Annotated in this window: 20 protein-coding genes; 9 read left to right on the forward strand and 11 right to left on the reverse strand. The window is 74.5% G+C overall.

The features are described 5' to 3' along the window. Positions 1-64: 64 nt before the first annotated feature. From ACFV4G_RS37985 to ACFV4G_RS37995, 3 genes are all read right to left on the reverse strand, one after another. Positions 65-580 (reverse strand): pyridoxamine 5'-phosphate oxidase family protein, encoded by a 516-nt coding sequence (locus ACFV4G_RS37985; protein WP_380447178.1) that lies wholly within the window; start codon positions 578-580, stop codon positions 65-67. Between the two features lie 115 nt (positions 581-695). Further along, positions 696-1,328, reverse strand: coding sequence for a phosphatase PAP2 family protein (locus tag ACFV4G_RS37990; protein WP_380447180.1), 633 nt, complete (start codon positions 1,326-1,328; stop codon positions 696-698). After that, entirely contained in the window at positions 1,328-1,996 is a 669-nt protein-coding gene (locus tag ACFV4G_RS37995) for a DedA family protein (RefSeq protein WP_380447182.1), read from the reverse strand. The genes ACFV4G_RS37990 and ACFV4G_RS37995 overlap by 1 nt, the downstream gene beginning before the upstream one ends. Positions 1,997-2,102: 106 nt before the next feature. Between ACFV4G_RS37995 and ACFV4G_RS38000 the strand changes: the two genes are divergently transcribed. The 3 genes from ACFV4G_RS38000 to ACFV4G_RS38010 all read left to right on the forward strand — a co-directional run bounded on the left by ACFV4G_RS38000 (position 2,103) and on the right by ACFV4G_RS38010 (position 5,159). Continuing rightward, complete coding sequence (locus ACFV4G_RS38000) at positions 2,103-2,477, forward strand: BlaI/MecI/CopY family transcriptional regulator (protein WP_380447184.1); 375 nt, start codon at positions 2,103-2,105, stop codon at positions 2,475-2,477. Then, entirely contained in the window at positions 2,477-3,466 is a 990-nt protein-coding gene (locus ACFV4G_RS38005) for a M56 family metallopeptidase (RefSeq protein ID WP_380447186.1), read from the forward strand. The genes ACFV4G_RS38000 and ACFV4G_RS38005 overlap by 1 nt, the downstream gene beginning before the upstream one ends. Positions 3,467-3,626: 160 nt before the next feature. Next, entirely contained in the window at positions 3,627-5,159 is a 1,533-nt protein-coding gene (locus ACFV4G_RS38010; RefSeq protein ID WP_380447188.1) for a GAF domain-containing protein, read from the forward strand. Here ACFV4G_RS38010 and ACFV4G_RS38015 read toward each other — a convergent pair. After that, the gene (locus tag ACFV4G_RS38015) at positions 5,078-5,578 is read right to left on the reverse strand and encodes an SsgA family sporulation/cell division regulator (RefSeq protein WP_380447190.1); all 501 of its coding nucleotides are present in this window, start codon (positions 5,576-5,578) and stop codon (positions 5,078-5,080) included. The genes ACFV4G_RS38010 and ACFV4G_RS38015 overlap by 82 nt on opposite strands. Before the next feature lie 295 nt (positions 5,579-5,873). Here ACFV4G_RS38015 and ACFV4G_RS38020 point away from each other — a divergent pair, with 295 nt between their 5' ends. The 3 genes from ACFV4G_RS38020 to ACFV4G_RS38030 all read left to right on the forward strand — a co-directional run bounded on the left by ACFV4G_RS38020 (position 5,874) and on the right by ACFV4G_RS38030 (position 9,071). Next, positions 5,874-7,136: a hypothetical protein gene (locus tag ACFV4G_RS38020; protein ID WP_380447192.1), complete on the forward strand. Its 1,263-nt coding sequence runs from the start codon at positions 5,874-5,876 to the stop codon at positions 7,134-7,136. A 137-nt stretch (positions 7,137-7,273) separates the two neighbouring features. Beyond that, positions 7,274-8,521 (forward strand): TerD family protein, encoded by a 1,248-nt coding sequence (locus ACFV4G_RS38025; RefSeq protein ID WP_380447193.1) that lies wholly within the window; start codon positions 7,274-7,276, stop codon positions 8,519-8,521. 61 nt (positions 8,522-8,582) lie between these two features. After that, entirely contained in the window at positions 8,583-9,071 is a 489-nt protein-coding gene (locus ACFV4G_RS38030; protein WP_380447195.1) for a GNAT family N-acetyltransferase, read from the forward strand. A 6-nt stretch (positions 9,072-9,077) separates the two neighbouring features. Here ACFV4G_RS38030 and ACFV4G_RS38035 read toward each other — a convergent pair whose 3' ends face one another. The 5 genes from ACFV4G_RS38035 to ACFV4G_RS38055 all read right to left on the reverse strand — a co-directional run bounded on the left by ACFV4G_RS38035 (position 9,078) and on the right by ACFV4G_RS38055 (position 14,779). Further along, the gene (locus tag ACFV4G_RS38035) at positions 9,078-9,770 is read right to left on the reverse strand and encodes an RraA family protein (protein WP_380447197.1); all 693 of its coding nucleotides are present in this window, start codon (positions 9,768-9,770) and stop codon (positions 9,078-9,080) included. Between the two features lie 161 nt (positions 9,771-9,931). Next, complete coding sequence (locus ACFV4G_RS38040; protein ID WP_380447199.1) at positions 9,932-10,861, reverse strand: proline dehydrogenase family protein; 930 nt, start codon at positions 10,859-10,861, stop codon at positions 9,932-9,934. Between the two features lie 170 nt (positions 10,862-11,031). Beyond that, positions 11,032-12,660: an L-glutamate gamma-semialdehyde dehydrogenase gene (gene pruA, locus ACFV4G_RS38045; protein WP_380447201.1), complete on the reverse strand. Its 1,629-nt coding sequence runs from the start codon at positions 12,658-12,660 to the stop codon at positions 11,032-11,034. A gap of 302 nt (positions 12,661-12,962) precedes the next feature. After that, a complete protein-coding gene (locus ACFV4G_RS38050; RefSeq protein WP_380447203.1) occupies positions 12,963-14,186 on the reverse strand; it encodes an FAD-dependent oxidoreductase in 1,224 nt (407 codons plus the stop codon). Beyond that, positions 14,183-14,779 carry a PadR family transcriptional regulator gene (locus ACFV4G_RS38055; RefSeq protein WP_380447205.1) on the reverse strand — a complete coding sequence of 199 codons (597 nt, stop codon included), beginning with the start codon at positions 14,777-14,779 and terminating at the stop codon, positions 14,183-14,185. The genes ACFV4G_RS38050 and ACFV4G_RS38055 overlap by 4 nt, the downstream gene beginning before the upstream one ends. Positions 14,780-14,933: 154 nt before the next feature. Here ACFV4G_RS38055 and ACFV4G_RS38060 point away from each other — a divergent pair, with 154 nt between their 5' ends. Beyond that, entirely contained in the window at positions 14,934-16,535 is a 1,602-nt protein-coding gene (locus ACFV4G_RS38060; RefSeq protein ID WP_380447207.1) for a PucR family transcriptional regulator, read from the forward strand. Positions 16,536-16,547: 12 nt separating this feature from the next. Here the strand turns inward: ACFV4G_RS38060 and ACFV4G_RS38065 are convergent, their stop codons facing one another. Beyond that, positions 16,548-17,723 carry a hypothetical protein gene (locus tag ACFV4G_RS38065; protein ID WP_380447209.1) on the reverse strand — a complete coding sequence of 392 codons (1,176 nt, stop codon included), beginning with the start codon at positions 17,721-17,723 and terminating at the stop codon, positions 16,548-16,550. A gap of 156 nt (positions 17,724-17,879) precedes the next feature. Here ACFV4G_RS38065 and ACFV4G_RS38070 point away from each other — a divergent pair, with 156 nt between their 5' ends. Next, positions 17,880-18,323, forward strand: coding sequence for a VOC family protein (locus ACFV4G_RS38070; protein WP_380447211.1), 444 nt, complete (start codon positions 17,880-17,882; stop codon positions 18,321-18,323). Positions 18,324-18,342: 19 nt separating this feature from the next. Here the strand turns inward: ACFV4G_RS38070 and ACFV4G_RS38075 are convergent, their stop codons facing one another. Then, complete coding sequence (locus tag ACFV4G_RS38075; protein ID WP_380447213.1) at positions 18,343-19,974, reverse strand: hypothetical protein; 1,632 nt, start codon at positions 19,972-19,974, stop codon at positions 18,343-18,345. 345 nt (positions 19,975-20,319) lie between these two features. Here ACFV4G_RS38075 and ACFV4G_RS38080 point away from each other — a divergent pair, with 345 nt between their 5' ends. Further along, the gene (locus tag ACFV4G_RS38080; RefSeq protein ID WP_380447215.1) at positions 20,320-21,651 is read left to right on the forward strand and encodes an MFS transporter; all 1,332 of its coding nucleotides are present in this window, start codon (positions 20,320-20,322) and stop codon (positions 21,649-21,651) included. Positions 21,652-21,694: the final 43 nt, after the last annotated feature.

The following is a 21,694-nucleotide window of genomic DNA, read 5'->3' on the forward strand; positions in this document are numbered from 1 at the left end:
CCCCCCCCCCCCCCCCCCGGGGCGGCCCCCCCCCCGGCGGCCCGCCCCCGCGCCCCGCCGTTTCTCAGCTCCGCACCACGCGGGCCCGCAGGTAGTTGCGGCGCCCGAAGTTGGGCTCGTCCACCGCCGTGAGCTCGTCCACCTCGAAGCGGTACAGGGCCGCCGCGCCGGCGCCGGCGAGGTACTGGCGGCGGAGCTCGTCGTCCTGGGCGAAGGACGGGTAGCGGGCCCGGTAGGCGGCCAGGGCGGCCTCCGCCTGGTGACCCCAGGCCTCGCCGGCGCTGCCCGTGAGCTGGAGGCCGCGCAGCTGTTCGCCGAAGACGGGCGGCGGCAGGAAGACGGTGGCGGCGGCGCGGGCCTCCTCGGCGAGGTGGCGGCTGTGCCGGGTGGAGCGCTCGCTGACGAAGTACAGGACGAGGTCGTCGTCGTGGGCGAAGAACGCGAGGTTGGCGTGCGGCCCGTGCTCGTGACCCGCCGTCGCGAGGGTGAGCACCATGGCCTCGGCGAGCAGGCCTTCGACGCCCTTGTGCAGGAGGTCCCCGGGCCAGTCCCCCTGGGTGATGTCGAGTCGGTACGGCACGGACGCTCCCTCCGCTGGCACGACAGAGCCGGGCGGGTTCCCCGTCGCGACGGGGCTCCACGCCCGGCTCACATGCTCTACCCGCCGCCCCGCCCGAACAAGGCGGGGGACGGAATCAGTACCGCGGCAGCGCGCCCGGACCGAGCAGCGGGCGCAGTGCCCCGCCCCGCATCCGGTCCACCAGGGGTCCGCAGCGCCCGGCGATCGGCGCCAGGAGCGCCGCGACGACGATGCCGACCAGCATGCCGACCGCGACGTCGTGCGGGTAGTGCACGCCGACCCACACCCGGGAGGCGCCCATCAGGACGGCGAAGATCCCGGCGATCGCGCCGAGGCGGCGGTCGACGAAGAACAGCGCGGTGGCGGCGGCGAAGGCGATCACGGTGTGGTTGCTGGGGAAGGACCAGTCACCGGTACCGGGGCAGGTCTCCAGGGGGACGCTCCCCCGGATCTGCGCACACGGCCGGACCTCCTCGACCATGCCCTTCAGCACGGAGTTCGCGACGTACGCGACGACCACGATCACCGGCGTCGCCAGCACCCGGGCCATCAGGGCCGATTCGGCGCCGCGCGCCCGCCACCACGCGTGGAGCATGAACAGCGCGAACAGGCCGAGGCCGATGGCCGACCAGACCTTGATCACGTCGTCCAGCCACACCGGCGCGGCCTTGGACCAGCCGTTGACCTGGGTGTAGAGGCCGCCGGAGATGCCGCTGCCGTCGAACACGGCGAGAGCCCGGGAGGACATCACGCGTCACCTCCGTGACGGCGCGCCTTACGGGCGCGGAACACTTCGAGAACAATGGGGAGCACGGAGACAACTACTACCAGACCGATGATCGGTAGCAGATATCGGTCGATGCTGGGGATCGACGATCCCAGCCCGTAGCCGGCCAGCACCACGCCCACCGTCCACAGCACACCGCCCGCGACCTGCCAGAAGGTGAACGAGCGGACCGGCACTTCGAGCACGCCGCACATCGGATTGAGCACCGTTCGGACGACGGGGATGAACCGCGCCAGGACGATCGCCTTGCCGTGGCCGTACTTGGCCAGCAGTTCCTCGGCCCGCTCGACGCCCTCCTGCAGGCTCTTGCGCTTGCTGCGGCGCAGCAGCGCCCGCCCGCCCCGCCTGCCGATGACGTAGCCGACCTGGGCGCCCGCCAGCGCGCCGACCAGGGCCGCCGGGAGGACCTGCCACAGCTCCAGCTGCGGGCCCTTGGTGGCGCCGGGCACGCAGAGCAGCCCGGCGGTGAACAGCAGCGAGTCGCCGGGCAGGAAGAAGCCCACCAGCAGGCCGGTCTCGGCGAAGAGCACCACGGCGATGCCGAGCGCGCCGAAGGCGGCGAGCAGCGAGGAGGCGTCCAGCGGGTTCACCGCGAGGTGGACGGCCGGATCGAGGGGGAACTGGAGCAAGGCTGGCGGACCTCCCGTACGTTGGAGGGCGGTGGAACGCCCGGACCGTCTACAGTGACGTAGACGGTCTACATGACTGTAGACGATAACTGGAGGAAGCGCCGCCATGTCCGACGTACCGTCCGCCCGCCGGCCCGCCGGGGAGCTGGAGGCCGAGGTGCTGACCGCCCTCTGGTCCGCACGGCACCCGATGACGCCGCAGGACGTCCAGGCGGCGCTCGGCGGGGACCTCGCCCGCACCACGATCGCGACGATCCTCGCCCGCCTGCACGACAAGGGCACCGTCGAACGGACCCGGGCCGGCCGCGCCTACGCCTACACCCCGACCGTCCAGGACACCGCGGGCCTCGCCGCCCGCCGCATGCACACCGAGCTCGGCCGCGAGGCCGACCGCTCCACCGTGCTCGCGCGCTTCGTGTCCGACCTCTCCGCCGAGGACGAGCAGCTCCTCCGCGCACTCCTGGGCGACGGCACCGCGTGATGATCGCCGTCTGGGCGCCCCTCCTGCTGCCCTTCCTCGCCGCCCCGCTGGCCCGCCGCCTCGCCGACGCGCTGTCCCCCCGGGCCGCCGCCTGGACGCTCGCCGGCTCGGCCGCCGTCCTGGCCGGCGGCACCCTGTGCTCGCTCGGCCTGCTCGCCGCCGCCGGACTGCTCCAGCTGCCGCCGGTCGCCGCCCTCGGCCACCTGTCCCTGCCCTGGCTCACCGCCGCCGCGCCCGGCGCACCCCTCGCGGCGGCCGTCGCCGCACTCGCCCTGGCCGCGCTGACCGCCCTCGCCGTCCGGACCGCCCGCCGCCACCACCGCGACCTGCGCACCGCCCGGGCCGCCCTGCCCGTCGAGGACGCGCGCCGGACCCCGCGGGACCTGCTCACCCCGCCCGACCACCGGCTCACCGTCCTCGACGACGAACGCGCCGACGCCTTCGCCCTCCCGGGCCGGCTGCACCGCGGCGAACCCGGCCGGATCGTCGTCACCGCCGGCATGCTGCGGGCCCTCAGCGGCCCCGAGCGGGCGGCCCTGCTCGCCCACGAGCGGGCCCACCTCACCGGCCGTCACCACCTCTTCCTCGCCCTGGCCGAACACGCCGCCGACATCCACCCGGCGCTCCGGCAACTGCGCGCGCCCCTCGGCTACCACCTGGAGCGCTGGGCCGACGAGGTGGCGGCGGCCCGGGTGGGCGACCGCACCGTGACCGCCCGCGCGGTGGGCCGCGCCGCCCTGGCCGCCAACCGGGCCCCGTCGCCCGCCCGCCCCAAGCTGGCGGCCGCGGCCCACACCGGCCCCGTCCCGCGGCGGGTGGCCGCCCTCCTGCAACCCCGCCCGACCCCGACGGGCACCCGCCTGCGCCCGGTGGCCCTGGCCCTGGCCGCCTGCCTGGCACTGAGCACGGCGGCCACCATGGAGGCGACCGCCGACCTGCACCACACGGTGGAGGCCGCCCAGCACAACGACGGACGCGTGGAGCGCTGACGGCCGCGGCGGGCGCAACCGGCAGCGGCCGCGGAAGAAACCCCCACCACCCCGCACACCGACTTCCCCGACCCCGTCCCCAGACCCCCGCCTCCCCCTTACGCTTTCGTCAGCGCATCGACCCCGACGCGCCCTCGATCGGCGGCGAGGAGCAACCCGAGTGCGTCAGACCGGACGGCAGACCCGACGACCGGAACGTCGAACCCCGCCGACCGCGGCCGAACTGGCCAAGGTCCACGACCGCACCCTCGCCGACGCCGCCGCCCGGGAAGCCGCCCGCGAGAACACCCAGCAGCCCGCCGGCACCGGCACCACCGGCGACGGCCAGGGCCTGCCGGAACCCCGCCCCGAGATCGGCGACTCCTGGGAGCGCCTGCGCCGCCTCGGTCTCGACCCCGACTCCGGCGCCGCCGCCATCCACCTCGGCCCGGCCGAGGTCGAACTGCGCCGACGGGCGAGCGGCCTGGAAGCCGTCATGCCCGTGCTCCGCGAAACCCTCATCCAGCCCGTGGACCAGGCGCCGCTGATCCTCGCGATCGCCGACGCCGAGGGCCACGTCCTGTGGCAGGAGGGCGAGCGGGGCCTGCGCCGCAGCGCCGACCGGATCGGCTTCCTGATCGGCGCCCGCTGGATCGAGGAGAGCGTCGGCACCAACGGGATCGCGGCGGCGCTGCGCACCCAGCGCCCGATGCAGGTCCACTCCGCCGAGCACTACCTGCGCAGCCACCACTCCTGGACGTGCGTCGCCGCGCCCGTCCACGACCCCGGCACCGGACAGCTCATCGGCGCGGTCAACCTCAGCGGCCCCGCCCACAGCGTGCGCCCGTACCTGCTCCAGCTCACCACCACGGCAGCGCGCCTCGCCGAGACCGAACTGCGCGCCCACCGGCTGGAGTCGCTCCACCAACTGCGCACGATGGCAGCCCCACTGCTCGCCCGGGTGGCCGGCCCCGCGCTCGTGGTGGACGCCGCCGGATGGACCGCCGCCTCGGCCGGGCTCCCTCCGCTCGGCCGGCTGCGCCTGCCCGCGGAGAGCTGGGGCGCCGCGGCCGTCCAGTGGGTGCCCGGGCTCGGCGAGTGCGTCCTCGAACCGCTGGCCGACGGCTGGCTGGTGCGGCCGGTCCGGCCGTCGGACGGGGACGGCGCCCTCGCCGCCGAACAGCCGGAGGGGGCGCGGCTGCGCCTGGACCTGCGGCGCGCGGACCGGCCGGAGCTCTCGGTGCAGGGCGCGGCCGGCGGCTGGTCGCACGCGCTCAGCCCGCGCCACGCCGAACTGCTGCTCCTGCTGGCCACCGGACGCGACGGCAGCACCGCCGCGCAGCTCGCCGACGCGCTGTTCGGGGATCCGGCCAGGACGGTCACCGTCCGCGCCGAGCTGTCCCGGCTGCGCCGCTACCTAGGCGGCCTGCTGGCTCACCGGCCGTACCGGTTCGCGGAGTCGGTGCTGGTCACGGTGCTGGGCCCGGACGATCCGTACGACCTGCTGCCGTCGTCGTCGGCCCCGGCCGTGCGCCGGCTGCGGACGGCACTGGCCGCCGGAACGGTACGCCTGCCGGGCGCGGCGGTCCCCGAACCCCGCATGTCCGACCCGCGCGCCCGCGTGAGCGCCCCTCAGCCGCCCCCGAGCAGCGCGGCCAGCTGGGCGTCGGTCGGGCCGCAGGCGCGCTCGGCCTCCTCGGAGACCAGCGCGTAGGTCCGGTCGAGCCAGGCCTGCACGCGGGGCTTGGAGACCTCCAGCAGGGCGCTGCCGTGCGGGGATTCGAGCGCTAGGTGCAACGTCGAGCCGTGGCACGGGCAGTACGCCGGCCACAGTTTGACGTCGCCCTGGCCGCTCAGCATGCGCAGGCCGTCGCGCAGGAGTTCGCGCGAGAAGACCCAGTCGGCCTCGTCCGGCCGGCCCAGGTGGAAGGTCAGCAGCACCTCGTACGGACGGGCGGCTTCGAAGCGGAACCGGGTGCGGACCTCGCCGACGACCTCCTCGCCCAGAGCGATCCGCAGCGTCAGCACCTCCTCCACCGCCGCCGGAGCGGCGGTGGAGCCTTCCCCATCGTCGCCCGTGGGGGTGGCGGCGAGGGGTGCACTGGAGGCTGCGGACAGCGGGTCGGGCGGCATGACGGTCTCTCCGGGACGGCGTGGGATGCTCTCAGACTGCGCCACCGCGGGCCGGGCGGGCAAGGGTTGCAAGGAGGTTGCAATCACCCCCGTCCCGGACGGACGGTCCTTACTCCATTTTGTCGGACGATCCGTCAACTTCCTTGCGATGAACGGATGTCCACGAAGTGGATGGAATCCGTCCACGACGTGGCCGCCCGCTGGTACGCTCACCCCCTCCCGGAACGGACCCCGCGCCACGGACCGTGGGAGAATGCGGCGACTGCGACGGCGACTTCGGGGAGGGAGGGGTCCGGTGGCTGTGCGCGAGGACGCGGTACCGGACGTGCGGCACGAGGCCGCGCCACACGGCCGGCACGGTCGGCCGCGCCCGTTCGGCGGCCGGTTCCGGCTGCCCACCCTGCGGTTCTCCGGCGCCGCGATGGCGATGTCCACGGTCGTCGGCATCAGCATCGCCACCACCCTGCTCCTGCACGAGCAGCAGGGCATCGGCCGGCGGGCCGGCGTCGCCCGGGTCGGCACCACGCCGCCGCCGACCCCGAGCGGGAGCGGCACCGAGCAGGCCGAGGCCGCCGCCGAGCACCCCCCGGCAGCGCCCGAGCCCAGCGGACGGCCGTCCGCCTCCCGGCCCGCGCGACCGCACCCCGGCTCGTCGACACCCGTTCCCTCCACGCACCGACCGGGCACGCCCGAGCCGACGGCCGCCGCGTCCGAGGGCGGACACACCGGGCTCGCGTCCACCGACGATCCGTCCGCCCAGGGCCGCGGGGCCACCGCGGGGCACGGGCCGGCGGCGCCGTCCGGACCGGCGTCCACGTCTCCGCAGACGTCCCCGCAGATGACGCCCACCCCGTCGCCGGCACAGCCGTCCGGACAGCCGTCGCCGTCCCCGAGCGCGAGCCTCCCGTCCGGCACCCCGTCGTTCACGCCGCGGCTCCCGACCGTCCCTTCGGTGGTCCCGGCCGTCCCGGGATCCGACATCACCCCGAACACCCCTGCCGCCACCGGCGTCCCCGACACCACCGACACCGCCGCGACCACCGACGTCACTCCCGGGGCCGAGCAGCCCCTGAGCGGCGTCGCCCAGGTCTCCCCGCTCGGCCGCGACGGCACGCGGCACGTGCTCGGCCTCAGCGTCACCGAGCCCGTCACCGCCCTCCAGACCGAGTTCCGGCTCGCCCCGGGCGAGTTGGCCCCGGGCAGCGGCACCGCGTGGACGGACCTGCCCGGTGCCGTGGTCACCGCCCAGCAGGAACGGGGCGCCCTGGTCTACCGGTTCACCACGCCGGCCGGTACCGACGTCGGCCCCGGGCACTACACGTTCGGCGTCCGCGGCACCCGCCCGACCGCGACGGCCCCGCGCAAGGGCGCCGCGGCGGAGGGCTGGAACGCCGCCGCCTTCGGCATCACCGACCCCCGGGCCGTCTCCGCCCTGGGCACCTTCACCGAGGCGGCACCGCAAGCGGGCCGGCAGCCCGCCCCGCCGGAAGCCCCGTCGAAGACCCCGCCGGAAGCCTCGCCGGAGGCCCGGTCGAAGACCCCACCCGTCCACCACTGACGCCCGGCCGGGCCCCGCCGGTCCCTCCGGCGACCCGGGCTCATCTCCGCGGCCACGTTCGTTACTGTGGGCAGCACCCGGCCCGGCGGCCCGACCGGGCCCCGTGCGGCCGCCGACCCGTACCCGAGGAGGAGTCCGTGTCCACCGTCCTGACCCCCGGCGGAAACGCACCGCTGTCCGCCGCGCGCGTGACCGTCGAGGTCACCGCACCCAAGGCGCTGGACGTCTCCGGCCTGCTGCTGACCGACGCCGGGAAGGTGCGTTCGGACGCCGACTTCGTGTTCTTCAACGCGCCGCACGGCCCCGGCGTCAGCCACCGCCCGGCCGGCGCGGGCGCGCCGGACGCGATCACGGTGGACACCCGGGCCGTCCCGGCCGGGATCACCAAGGTGGTCGTGACGGCCAGTCCGGCCGACCAGGAGAGCACGTTCGCCGGGATGGAGCCGACCGCGACCGTCCGCGACGCCGACACCGGCCAGGTGCTGGTCTCCTTCACCCCGCCGCCGCTCGGCCGGGAGACCGCGCTCATCGTGGTGGAGGTCTACCTGCGCAACGGCGCGTGGAAGGTGCGGGCGGTCGGCCAGGGGTACGCCAACGGACTCGCGGGCATCGCCACCGACTTCGGCGTCACCGTCGACGAGACCCCGGCGGCCCCTCCGGTCTCCGTCGCGCCCCCGATGCCGTCCGCCCCGCCGCCCGCACCGACCGCACCGCCCCTCGACCCGCGCATCGCCCGCACCGCCGCGCCCCCGATGCCGACCTCCCCGCCGCCCGCCGCACCGCCGGCACCGGCCGCGGCCACCCGCCCGAAGGTCACCCTCGACAAGGGCCGGGTCAACCTGGTCAAGGGCAGCTCGGTGTCCCTGGTCAAGAACGGCCGCCCGTTCCTCTCCTCGGTCCGGATGGCCCTCGGCTGGGAGCCCGCCGGCCGCGGCCGCAGCATCGACCTCGACGCCTCCTGCATCGCCTTCGACGCCAGGCGCCGCAAGCTGGAGACGGCCTGGTTCATGAAGCTCACCGTCTTCAACGGCGCGATCGCCCACTCCGGCGACAACCTCACCGGCGAGGGCACCGGCGACGACGAGTCGATCACCGTCCACCTGGAGGGCCTGCCCGCCGAGGTCACCGGCCTGGTCTTCGTCGTCAACTCCTTCTCCGGGCAGCGCTTCACCGAGGTGCAGAACGCCTACTGCCGCCTGCTGGACGCCGGCAGCGGACAGGAGCTGGTCCGCTTCGACCTGACCCACTCGGAGCCGCGCACCGGAGTGGTGATGTGCAAGCTGGTCCGCCAGAGCACCGGCGAGTGGGAGATGACGGCGCTCGGCGAGTACGTGGACGCCAAGACCGCCCGCGCGATGATCGAGCCGTCCGCCGCGCTCCTCTGAGCCCCGCTCGCCCACCGGAAAACCGGTGGCCGGTCCGCCGGCCCGGGGCCATCCTGTCCGCATGCAGATCAGAGAAGCCACCGCCGAGGACTGGCCGGCCATCTGGCCGTTCTTCCACGCGATCGTCGCCGCGGGCGAGACGTTCCCGTACCCGCCGGACCTCTCCTCCGAGCTCGGGCGCGAGTGGTGGCTGCTGCCCGCGCCGAACCGCACGGTGGTCGCGGTGGACGACGCGGGCACGGTCGTCGGCACCGCGAACATGTGCCGCAACCGCCCGGGCAACGGCTCGCACGTGGCCAGCGCCAGCTACATGGTGGACCCGGCCCACCACGGGCGGGGCATCGGGCGGGCCCTGGTCGAGCACACCCTCGACTGGGCCCGCCGACAGGGCTACCGCGCCATGCAGTTCAACGCGGTGGTGGCGAACAACCACCACGCGGTGAAGCTCTACGAATCGCTGGGCTTCAGCGTCGTCGGCACCGTCCCCGAGGCCTTCCGCCACCCCACCGAGGGATACGTCGGCCTCCACGTGATGCACCGCCCGCTCTGAGGGCGGCTACTCCTCGATGGCCCCGCCCACCCGGCACAGGTGCTGCCGGAAGCTGTACGCCGGGTCGGCGGCACGCCGCTCCAGGTACTCGTCGAAGGCGGTCTGCCGGCGGAGCGTGTCGCCGGAGCGGATCCGCCCGGCCTGGGCGCGCTCGGTGCGGGCGATGTCCGCGGCCGTCGCGAGCACCTCGTCGATCCGGTCGCCCGGGACGAACAGCACGCCGTCCGCGTCGGCGAGGACCACGTCCCCGGCGTCCACCAGGTGCGGCCCGAACCGCGCCGTGACCAGCGCCTCCGGCTCCCGCTCGGCCAGCCGCAGGGGCCCGAGCGGCAGGGCGCCGTAGCTGAACACCGGCAGCCCGATCTCCACCAGCTCGGGCGTATCCCGGTGCAGCCCCCACACGACGATCCCGGCGACCCCGGCCGCCATCGCCTCCAGCACGGCGAGGTCCCCGATGCAGGCCTCGTCCGTCCGCCCGCCGTTGTCGATCACGAGGACGTCCCCGTCCCGCGCGGCCCCGTACGCCTCCAGGAACACGTCCACGCTCCCGTAGTGCCGCACCGGCAGCACCCGCCCGGCGACCCGGACCCCCGCCCCGACCCCCGCAACCCCCACCGGCGCCGCCCGCACCCCCACCCCGAGCCGCACACAGGCATCCGCCACCAACGGCGTCGACAGCCCTTCGAACTCCTTCAGCATCCCCAACTCCTCCCACTACGGCCCCAGTTCACCACCCCCGATCCTAGGCCGGGACCCACCCCCGTAAACGCGCGGAACCGCCGGGAACACACGGAACGCGAAACGGCTCGCACCCCCTCCCACAAAGGGGGTGCGAGCCGTTCGGCACCGGGGCCGCAGCGTCAGCTGCGGGTGGCCATGGCGCGGAGGAAGAAGGTCAGGTTGGCCGGGCGCTCGGCGAGGCGGCGCATGAAGTAGCCGTACCACTCCTGGCCGTACGGGAGGTACACCCGCATGGTGTTGCCCTCGCCGGCGAGGCGCAGCTGCTCCTCCGGGCGGATGCCGTAGAGCATCTGGTACTCGAACGAGTCGCGGTTGCGGCCGTTCCACTGGGCCAGCTGCCCGGCGATCTTGATCATGTTCGGGTCGTGCGAGGCGATCATCGGGTAACCCTCGCCCGCCATCAGGACCTTGAGGGCCCGGACGTACGCGAGGTCGACCTCGTGCTTGCCCTGGAAGGCGACCGACTCGGGCTCCTTGTAGGCGCCCTTGCACAGGCGCACGCGGGAGCCGGCGCCGGAGAACTCGCGGCAGTCGGCCTCGGTGCGGCGCAGGTAGGCCTGGAGCACGACGCCCAGCCACGGGTAGTCGGCCCGCAGCTCGCGCGCGATGGCGAGGGTGGAGTCGGTGGTGGTGTGGTCCTCCATGTCGAGGGTCACCGTGGTGCCCGCGTCGGCGGCGGCCTCGCAGATGCGGCGGGCGTTCTCCAGCGCGATCTTCTCGCCGTCCACCGGCAGGAACTGGCCGACGGCCGACAGCTTGACGGACACCTCGGCGCCGGCCGCGAGGCCGGTCTCCTTGAGCGCCTTGAGCAGGTGCTCGTACGCCTCGGCGGTGCCGGCGGCCTGGGCGGCGTCCTGGGTGTCCTCGCCGAGGTGGTCCAGGGTGACCTTGCGGCCGGTGGCGACGAGGTCGTCGCAGGCGGTGACGGCGTCGTCGAGGACCTCGCCGGCGACGAAGCGCTCGACTATCGCGTGGGTCGGCGGGAACTTCTCGACCACGGTCCGGACCTGCGGCGACCGGGAGGCCGCGAGGAGGGCGGAACGGAGCATCGTGACTCCTGGAACTGGTGCTTCTAAGGGTGGCAGAAAGTGGCCGGGGCGGCGGGTACGGGGGTGGCCCCGCCCCCCCGGCGGGGCGGCGCCCGGTTGCGGGACCGGGCGTCGCGGGTGACCGATGGCTACGCGATGTCCACGTGGAGCCGAAGGGCCGAAGGGGCCGGTCAGCCCATGTGCGGGTAGCGGTAGTCCGTCGGCGGGACGAAGGTCTCCTTGACCGAGCGGGTCGAGGTCCACCGCGCGAGGTTCTGCTTGGCGCCGGCCTTGTCGTTGGTGCCGGAGGCCCGGCCGCCGCCGAAGGGCTGCTGGCCGACGACGGCGCCGGTCGGCTTGTCGTTGATGTAGAAGTTGCCGGCCGCGAAGCGCAGCTTCTCCATCGCGTGCTCGACGGCCGCGCGGTCCTGGGAGATGATCGAGCCGGTCAGGCCGTAGGCCGAGACGGACTCCATCTGCGCCAGCATCTCGTCGTACTTCTCGTCCTCGTAGACGTGGACGGCGAGGACGGGGCCGAAGTACTCGTCGCGGAAGTACTCCGAGGCCGGGTCCTGGCACACGAGCACGGTCGGGCGGACGAAGTAGCCGACCGAGTCGTCGTAGGTGCCGCCGGCGAGGACCTCGACCCGCGGGTCGGCCTGGGCGCGGTCGATGGCGGCCTTGTTCTTGGCGAAGGCGCGCTCGTCGATGACGGCGGACATGAAGTTGCCCAGGTCGCTGACGTCGCCCATGGTCAGGCCGTCGACCTCGGCGGCGAACTCGTCCTTCAGGCCGGCCCACAGCGAGGCGGGGACGTAGGCGCGGGAGAGCGCCGAGCACTTCTGGCCCTGGAACTCGAAGGCGCCGCGGGTCATCGCGGTCTTCAGCACGGCCGGGTCGGCGGACGGGTGGGCGACGAGGAAGTCCTTGCCGCCGGTCTCGCCGACGATCCGCGGGTAGGTGCGGTACTGCGAGATGTTGTTGCCGACCTCGCGCCACAGGTGCTGGAAGGTGGCGGTGGAGCCGGTGAAGTGGATGCCGGCGAGCGCCGGGTGCTTGAGCGCGACGGCGGAGACGTCGAGGCCGTCGCCGGTCACCATGTTGATGACGCCCTTGGGCAGGCCGGCCGCCTCCAGCAGCTGCATGAGCAGGTGCGCGGAGAACTGCTGGGTCGGGGACGGCTTCCAGAGCACCACGTTGCCCATCAGCGCGGGCGCGGTCGGCAGGTTGCCGGCGATCGCGGTGAAGTTGAACGGGGTGATCGCGTAGACGAAGCCCTCCAGCGGGCGGTGGTCGCTGCGGTTCCACACGCCGTCCGAGGAGACCGGCTGCTCGGCCATGATCTGGCGGGCGAAGTGCACGTTGAAGCGCAGGAAGTCGACCAGCTCGCAGGGGGTGTCGATCTCGGCCTGCTGCGCGGTCTTGGACTGGCCGAGCATGGTGGCGGCGGCCAGGGTCTCGCGCCAGGGGCCGGCCAGCAGGTCGGCGGCGCGGAGGAAGATCGCGGCGCGGGAGTCGAAGGAGAGCGCCTGCCAGGCCGGGGCGGCGGCCAGGGCAGCGTCGATGGCGTCCTGCGCGTCGGCCTGGGTGGCGTTGCGCAGGGTGCCGAGCCGAGCCGCGTGGTTGTGCGGCTGGACGACGTGGATCTCGGCGCCGCCGCCCATGCGGCGCTCACCGTTGATCGTCATGGTCAGCTGGACCGGCTCCTGGCCGCCCAGCTCCTTCAGCTTGGCCTCCAGGCGGGCCCGTTCGGGGCTGCCGGGGGCGTAGCTGTGGACCGGCTCGTTCACCGGCGCGGGGACCTGGGTCACAGCGTCCATGAGTTCTCCTGTGATTATCGGATTCAGCGATACCGCATGTCACCATGCTGATACGCTCTGTCACGTTCCGCTTGCGGGATCGGACAGGGCTTGTCCGTCGCAAGGCCGCGTGGCCAAGCGAGAAGCCCCGGCGTATGCCACGGGCGGAGTCACGAGGCGCACGCTCTCCTTTCGAGGAGCAGTCGCTGCGACCGCCGGCACGGACCGGCCAGCGTTGGATAACGCTATTTCAGCCGCCCGGCCATGCAATTGGCCGGGCGGCTAAAGTCGCCCGGACGGAGTTGTCCGAGCGAACGAAAGCGTCACGCCCCGACAGCCACCCGCCGCTCCCAGTCGATCCGGTACCCGTGCACCGGGCGGAGCATCTTCTCCGGGCTCATGAACGTCCGCATGACGATCGGCGCGAGCAGCCGGAACATCACCCGTGCGACCGGACCGGAGGACTTCTGGCTGTTGGTGCGGGCGGCGTCGGCGGCGATCTTCTCGACCCGCGGCCGGCGCATCGCCTCGTAGGCGGCGAACGCGGCGGTGTGGTCGGGCAGGTCCCGCAGGCAGCGGGCGAGTTCGACGGCGCTCTCGACGGCGAGCGAGACGCCCTGGCCGGAGCTGTTGGACGGCGCGTGGACGGAGTCGCCGACCAGGACCATCCGGCCGCGGTGCCAGTGCGGGACGGACGGCATGATCTCCAGCCGCGGGAAGACCTCCATGGTGTCGGCGTCGGCCACCGCGAGGACGTCCCGGGCGGGCACGTCGCCGGAGTGCAGGTCACGCAGCCGGCGCAGCCACTCGTCGTTGCTCACGGCGCGGACCTGTTCGTAGGTCAGCTGCTCGGGCTGCGGGACGTTGCTGAACCACGCCGTCCCGGCGCCCTCGGGCAGTCCCCAGTAGCCGAAGAAGGCGCGGGCGCCGTTGGCGAAGTGCACGGTCTCGCCGCGTCCTGCCCGGCCGGGCAGGCGGTACGGGCTGTAGCCGCCGATGCCGAGCAGCCCGGTGTACCGGGCGCCGGGCGCGGCCGGGTCGATCAGGGTGCGGACGGTGGAGCGGGTGCCGTCGGCGCCGATCAGCAGGTCGCCGGTGGCGGTGGTGCCGTCGGCGAAGCGGGCGGTGATGCCGTCGGCGCCCTCCTCGACGCCGACGAGCCGTTTGCCGTACCGGACGTCGATGCCGGCCTCGCCGAGCCGCCGCTGCAGCACCTCGTACAGTTCGGCGCGGCGCATCAGCCGCCCGCGCGGCAGGTCGGGCAGGCCGGCGAACTCGGCGAGCGTGCCGCCCCTGCCGTCCTCGATGACCATCGGGCCGACCGGCTGGCCGAGCCGGCCGACCTCCGCCTCCAGCCCGACGGCCGCGAGGGCGCCGAGCCCGTTGGGGGCGATCATGAACGTCCCGCCGATGCCCTCGGCGGAGCTCTCGTAGGCCTCGAACACGAGCGGCTCGATGCCGGCCCTGCGCAGTGCCAGCGCCATGACCGGGCCGGCGATCCCGCCGCCGATGACGAGGGCCTTCTTCGACGTGCGCGGTGCATTCATTGCAGACTCCCGAAGTACTCCTGCCAGGTCCGGACGAAGTCCGGCGCCTGGAGCTGGGTGACGAGGCGCCCGACGAACGCGATCTCGGTCTCCAGTCCGCCGACCCGGTACTCCTCCTCGATCAGGAAGATCCAGCCGACGCCCTCCTCCGTGGCCTTGCGCAGCGTCGCCCGGATCCCCGCCACTTCGGCGGTCAGGGCGGCCAGCCGCTGCTCCAGGAGCTCCACGGCCTCGGCCGGCGGGAGCACCATGAGCAGCGACAGCGAGACCCCGAACGCGGGGTACTCGTGCTGCGGTTCGGCGACGAGTTCGCGCATCCAGTCGTAGAGCTCCGTCCTGCCCTCGGGCGTGAGGGCGTAGACGGTGCGCTCCGGCCGCTGGGTGTCGCGGACGGTTTCCCGCTCGGCGACGAACCCGGCCTTCCGCAGCTGCTCCACGACCATGTACAGCGAGCTGCGGTTGTACCTGATGTTGCGGTCCTTGGAGTGCTCCTTGAGCCGGCGCCCCATCTCGTAGGGGTGCAGCGGTTCGGCCAGGAGTTCCGCCAGGACGGCGAGGGCCAGCGGGTTCGACACCTTGCGTCGCTTCGCCACGAGACGTTCCTCATCTCTTGGTCAGTACTGACTATCCACTCCTGAATAGTCAGAGTCAACTATTTTCGAATGACCGGCGGCAGCTCTGTCCGCCCGGCTAAAATCAACCACACGGCCTTGTCCGCTCGGATGAAGGCAGCTGAAGGGAGGCCCGATGGCGAGCCCCGGCCTCCCGCTCCGCCAGCTCCTGATGTCCCTCGGCGAACCCCTGGTCGAGCTCCAGGCCGCCCCGCAGGGCCTGGACGTACCCGTCCGCGACGTCGCGATCCTCGACCCCGAGGACCCGCCGACCGCGGCCCCCGGCGAACTCGTCCTCGCGATCGGCGCCCGCGGCCGCGCCGCCCTCCCCGCCCTGCGCGCCGCCGGCCGGGCCGGCGCGGCGGCCGTCGCCGTCAAGCTCGACGCCCCCGGCCAGGCGGACGCCCTGCGCGAGGCCGCCACCGACGCCGGCGTCGCCCTGCTCTCGGTGCGCCGCGAGACCCGCTGGGAGCACCTGGACTCGCTGGCCCGCGCGATCATCGCCGGTCCGGACGCCCCCGACACCGCCGGCGCCCCCGAGCACAACGCGGGCGACCTCTTCTCCCTCGCCCAGACCGTCGCCGTGCTCACCAGCGGCATCGTCTCGATCGAGGACACGTCCAGCCGGGTGCTCGCCTACTCCCGCTCCTCCGACTCCGACGAGGTCGACGACCTCCGCCGGCTCTCCATCCTCGGCTGGCAGGGCCCCGAGCCGTACCTCTCCAAGCTCCGCGAGTGGGGCATCTTCCAGCACCTGCGCACCTCGGACGCCCCGATCGCGGTCGAGCCGCACCCCGAACTCGGCCTGCGCCGCCGCCTCGCGGTCGGCATCCGGGCCGGGGCGCAGCCGCTCGGCACCATCTGGGTGCAGGAGGGCGCGCAGCCGCTGGCCCCGCTGGCCGAGCAGGCCCTGGTCGGTGCCGCCCGCGTCGCCGCCGCCCAACTGGTGCGCCGCCGCCGGGAGCTGTCCGCCGACGTGCGGCTCACCCAGACGCTGCTCACCGGCCTGCTGGAGGGCTCCACCGGCCCGCAGTCGCTCGCCACCCACCTGGGCCTGGACCTGCGCCGCCCGGCCACCGTCCTCGCGTACGGCGCCCGCACCACCGAGGCGCTGCACCGCGCCGACATCACCGGCCTGATCTCGGTGCACACCGCCGCCCGGCACCGCGGCGCGCTGCTCGCCCCGATCGAGTCCCGGGTGTACGTGCTGCTGCCCGAACTCCCGCCGGGCCTGCCGATGACGACCGTCCGGGACTGGGCCTCCGAGGTGGTCGAGGCGGCCAGGGAACACCTCGGCGTGCCGCTGCGGGCCGCGATCGGCTCGACCGTGGACGGCCTCGCGCAGGTGCCGGACTCCCGGGCCCAGGCGGACCGGATCCTCGACGCGATGGGCCGCGGCGGGGTGGACCTCGACGTGGCCGCGCTGATCGACGTCCAGGCCGAGGTGCTGGTGAGCGAGATGCTCGCGCTGCTCCAGGAGCGCGGCGGCCTGCGCGACCCGAGGCTGACCGCGCTCACCGCCTACGACCGGCGGCACGGCACCCGGCTCGCCGAGTCCGTGCTGGCCTGGCTGGACGCGCTCGGCGAGGTCCGGGTAGCCGCCGACGCCCTGCACATCCACCCCAACACCCTGCGCTACCGGGTGCGCCGCGCCGAGCAGTTGACCGGCATCGACCTCGCCCAGCCGCAGCAGCGCCTGCTGGCGATGCTGCAACTGCGGCTGCCCGCCGACGAATAGGGCCACCGGACTCTAGGTGGCGCGCGTCCGCCACTGCTCCCAGGCCGACAGCCACAACTGCTCGGCCAGCTCCTGCGCCTCCCAGCCCTCGGGCCCGCCGCCCGAGCGGTCCCGCCACAACTGCGCCCACGCCCGCTGCGCCGGCAGGCTCGCCACCTCGCTCGCGAACACCGTGTACCGGACGACCTCCTCGACGGCCGCCGCGCCCTCCGGCGTCCCGATCACCCAGTGCGTCTGCCCGGCCAGCCGCTCCAGGTGGTTGACCATCGACGTCACGGCCGCCAGCGCCTCCTCCCGGGTCTCCGAGGCGAGCCGCATCTGCTGGCGCACCGCCGCCTCCCAGCGCACCGCGCACGCCTCCCCGCGCAGCCCGCGCGGCAGCCGCGGCGGCCGCCCGGCCCGCACCTGCGCCTCGATCGCCGCGGACTCGGCGATGGTCTGCCCGATCAGCGCCCGGTGCGCCTCCAGCCCGTGCACCGGCGGCAGTTCGCGCTCCTCGACCGGCACCCGCTCGGAGTGCCGGGACGACAGCTCGCGCAGCAGCTCGCTGCGCCCGCGCAGGTACCGCTCGACGTCGCCGATCCGGCCGAGTTCCAGCCCGCCGGGCGCCACTCCGCGCCCGCACACCGTGACGGTGAGCCCGTCGATCCGCAGCCGCCCGGCCCACACCGGCCCGGGCCCGCCGTCCTCCGGCGTCCCCGGCCAGAGCACCGGCCGGTCCTCGTGCACCTCGACCGCGCACGGCTCGCCGTCCACCGTGATCCACTCGCGCAGCGCCCGGACCCGCCCGGGCCCGTCGCCCTCGTCGATCCCGAGGTGGTCGTAGACCCGGTCCCGCTCGTCCTCGACGACGTCCTCCAGCTCGGGCAGGACGAGGCAGCGCTCGGCGCCCGGCCGGTAGGTGCGGACGGTGACGTACGGCCCCGCCGTCGAGCTCCAGTCGCCCGACTGCACCTCGACCCAGTCCAGCCGGCCGCCGTTGGTCTCGAACGCGCCGAGCGCGTCGCCCGCCCGGTCGAGCCCGGCCGCGACGCCGTACACGGGGAAGTCCGCGGCGGCCAGGGTCCGGCGGGTGAACTCCTCCACCCGGGCGAGCCGGTCCGCCCGCTCGCGCGCGTCCGGGGCGTGCCATCCGGCGTCCGGTGTCCCGCGCCGCTCCTGGGGCCTGCCGCCGCTCTCCCGCATCACCTGTGCCGCACCCCCGAGTCCTCGCGCCCGCACCGCCCCCGCCACCTTACGTGCCGGGGACCTGCCGGGTCATCAGCTCCCGCGCCCCGCAGGGACCGTCGGACGGCGGCCGTGTCAGGACGCGCGGTTGTCAGCCGCCCTCCCTAACCTGGCCGCATGACAGCACAGAGCACATTCCCCGCCCGGATCAGCATCGTCACCCTCGGCGTCACGGACCTCGGCCGCAGCGCCGCCTTCTACGAGGCCCTCGGCTGGCGGCGCTCCTCCGCCTCCAGCCCGGAGATCGTCTGGTTCCGCACCGCCGACTCGGTGCTCGGGCTGTTCCCGGGCGACGAGCTGGCCGCCGACGCGGGCGTGCCCGGCGGCGGCGAGCCGTCGTTCCGCGGCGTCACCCTCGCGGTGAACCTGGAGTCCCCCGCGCTGGTGGACGCCGCCCTGGAGACGGCCATCGCCGCCGGCGCCACCGTGGTGAAGCCGCCGGCCACGACCGGCTGGGGCGGCTACTCCGGCTACTTCGAGGACCCGGACGGCCACCTGTGGGAGCTGGCGCACAACCCGTTCTTCCCCTTCACGGAGGACGGCTCGCTCGACCTGCCCTGACTCGACCTGCCCTGAGGCGCTAGCTCTTCGAGCGCGCCTTGAAGGCCGCCTTGCGCGCCTCCTTGGCCACTGCGCGGTCGGTGTGGAGCTCGCCGATCGCCTCCAGGACGTCCGCCGTGTACGCGTGGTCGACCCGCCACAGCTCGCCGAAGTAGCTCCCCGGATCGCCGGTGACGGGCAGGTCGGCGATCAGTTCGCGCAGCGGTTCGGCGTCGCCGCCGCTGTCGAGCAGTTGGGCGGCGAAGGTGTCGACCACCGTCCACAGCGCCATCGTCCGGTCCGGCGCCGGCACGTCCGACGCGCCGAGCGCGGTCAGCCAGGCCCGCGCGGCACCACCCAGCTCCGGGTCGTCCAGCACCTCCCGGACGGCCGGCTCGGCGGGCGCCCCGAGCACGTTCAGCGCCGAGACGCCGAGCATCCGGCGCATCGGCCCGTACGCGTCCGCGCCGCGCGCCGCCGCCAGCAGCTCGCGCGCCGCCGCCACCGGCTCCCGGCCGTCGAGCCAGACCCGCAGCTCCTCCTCCGGCAGGACGTTGGGGGACTCGCACACGCCGCGCAGCAGCTCGGCCGCGTCGCCCTGGGCGAGGTCGCCGACCAGCGGCGCGTCGTAGCCGTCCTCCAGCAGCCACTGCCGGATGCCGTACTGGCCGAGCGGGGTCAGCCGGACCAGGCCGAACCGCGCCGACTCCTCCTCGTCCAGCGGGGCCTCGCCGACGACGGGGGCGCCCTCCTCGCCGGTGGCCTCCTCCTCGTCGAACAGCTCGGGGTCGATCGGGCGGTAGTCCAGCAGGCCCAGCTCGGCGAGGTCGCCCAGCATCGGGTCCAGCGCGACCATCACGTCGGTGATGTCGCCGAGCAGCTCCTCGCTCGGCTCCTCGCCCTCCGGCACCACCAGCAGCGCGGCGAGCACGCCCAGCGGCACGGTCTCGTTGCCCGGCTCGGCGAAGGCGGTGGTCTCGTACAGCACCTGGAGCGCCTCGTCGAGCAGCTCGGCCGCGGCGTCGCGGGCCTCCTCGACCTCGGAGAGCGCGTCCTCGTCCTCCTCGTCGCCGTCCTCGCCCGCCGCGGCGTGCTCCCCGTCCTCCTCGGGCATCGAGTCGGCCTCCACGGCCAGCTCGCGGACGATCCCGGCGGCCGTCAGCCACAGTTCCAGGACGGTGTCCGGGTCGCCCTCCTCCGCCGGCTCCAGGTCCGGACCCGGCACGGCGACGTGCTCGCCGTCGGCGGTCGTCCCGATCTCCACCAGGTCCAGGTCGCAGGCCAGCGACCAGGCCCGCATGGCCTCGATCTCGGCCTCCTCCGGCACCTCGCCCGCGGCCGGGGCCAGGCCGAGCAGCCGCGCCGCCGGGGCGCGGTCCTCTACGACCAGGTCCCCGAACTCGTCCACGCCGCGGTGCGGGGCGGCCCAGCGGGCCAGCGCCAGCGCGTACCCGAACATGGGGACGGCCTTCGCCTGTTCGGCCAGCTCCCGCTCGGCGGGCAGCTTCACCGGCGGGACCAGGACGGCTGCGTCGTCCAGGTCCTCGTCGTCCAGTCCGTGAGCGGCGAACGCCCCATAGAGGTCCTGGAGCTCCAGGTCGGCGGGCAGAACCGCCTCGGCCGTGCCCTCTCCCGCCGAGGCCCCTGCGTTCTTCCGACGTCGTCCGGCCATCGCCTCGCGTTCTCCCTCAGCCAGCGGCCGCGCATCAGCTCCGCGTACCGATCCTCTACCTCAGCGTATAGGCCGGGCACCCCCGATGCCCGGCCCCGAGGGGCGCGCGCCGCGACCGTGCGCCCACCCCTTATCCTTCGCTATTGGCGCCGCGCACAACCCCGCGCGGGCCACCGGGCAACGAAGCCCTCACCCTCCTCGCCCGTCAACGGGCGGGACGGGACCTGCCACACCCATCCGCTCCATCAGGGAGCCCGCACCGCGGCCACCACCACAGCGCCTCAGGACGGGCGCGCCGGCACACCCAGCCGCCCCGGTGGGGCCAAGCCACAGGAGACCCCTGAGATGGCGGACCTCTCCCCCGCCGGCCCCGGCCTGCGCACCGCGCAGTTCGACGGACGCCGACTGTCGGAGGCCCTGCTTCCCCTGGAGCTCGCGCCGCGCGCCCAGCTCCAGCTCTCCGCGATCAGCCGCTGGAACGCGCTGCGCGGAGTCCGCGTCGGCCTCGTCTCGGCCGGCCTGCTGTTCATGCTCATCGGTGCCAACCTGGCGACGCCGATCTACCCGATGATCCAGCAGCGCCTCGGCCTGACCACCCTCGACACCACGATCCTCTTCACGATCTACATCTTCGCGCTGGTCCCGGTCCTCGCCGTGGTCGGCCACTGGTCCGACCTGCTCGGCCGCCGCGCCCTGATCCTGCCGGCCGTCGCGCTCGCCGCCGCGGGCGACGTGGTCTTCGCCACCGCAGGGAGCTTCTGGCAGCTCGCCCTCGGCCGGGCCGTCCAGGGCATCGCCGTCGGCCTGTCCACCGGCGCCGCCGGGGCCGCCCTCGGCGATCTGCTGCCGGACCACCCGACGCTCGCCGCCAAGCTCACCCTGGCCTGCTCGGCGGGCGGTGTCGCGCTCGGCCCGGTGGTCGGCGCCCTGCTGGCCGACGGCTCGGACCCGCTGCTGACGCCGTTCCTCCTGCACGCCATCGCGCTCGGTGCCCTCTGCATACCCCTGGCCGTCGTGCACCCCCGGATGCCCGGCCGCAACCGCCCGCCGGCCTCGCCGCCGCGCATCACCACCCCGGCCCACCTGCGCCCGCGCAAGCCCGCCCTGCCGATCGCCGGCCGCCGCGAGTTCCTGTTCGCCGCGACCGCCGGCTTCATCTCGTACGCGGTGTTCGGCGTCTACCTCAGCCTGGCGCCGTCCTTCGCGGCCAAGCTGCTGCACACCCCCTCCCACCTGGTCGGCGCCGTCGTCGCGGCCCTGCTGCTGGGCTCCTCCGCGGCCGCCCAGCTGCTCGTCCCGCCGACCTCCGACCGCCTGGTCATCGCCCTCGGCATGACCGGCCTGGCCACCGGCCTCGGCCTGGTCGTCGCGGCCGGGTACAGCGGCACCCCCGCCCTGCTCTTCATCGGCAGCGTCCTCGGCGGCGCCTGCCAGGGCGTGGCGTTCCGCTCGCTGTTCACCAGCGCCGTCGCCGCGATGGACCCGGAACGCCGCGGCTCCGAGCTGTCCTCCCTGTGGATCATCGTCTACCTCGGCAGCTCGCTCCCGATCGTCATCGTCGGCGCCCTCGTCCAGGCCTACGGCCTCCTCCCCGCCGTGAGCGGCTTCGCCACCGTGGCCGCCCTCCTCTGCACGGCCCTCGCCGTGGCAGTGGCCCGCAAGCCCAAGCAGGCCTGACCCTCCACGGTGAAACGTCGCTGCCCGGGCCCCTTCGGGGCCC

This window comes from Kitasatospora sp. NPDC059747, from assembly GCF_042732955.1.
In the GTDB taxonomy this organism is placed as follows: Bacteria; Actinomycetota; Actinomycetes; order Streptomycetales; family Streptomycetaceae; genus Kitasatospora.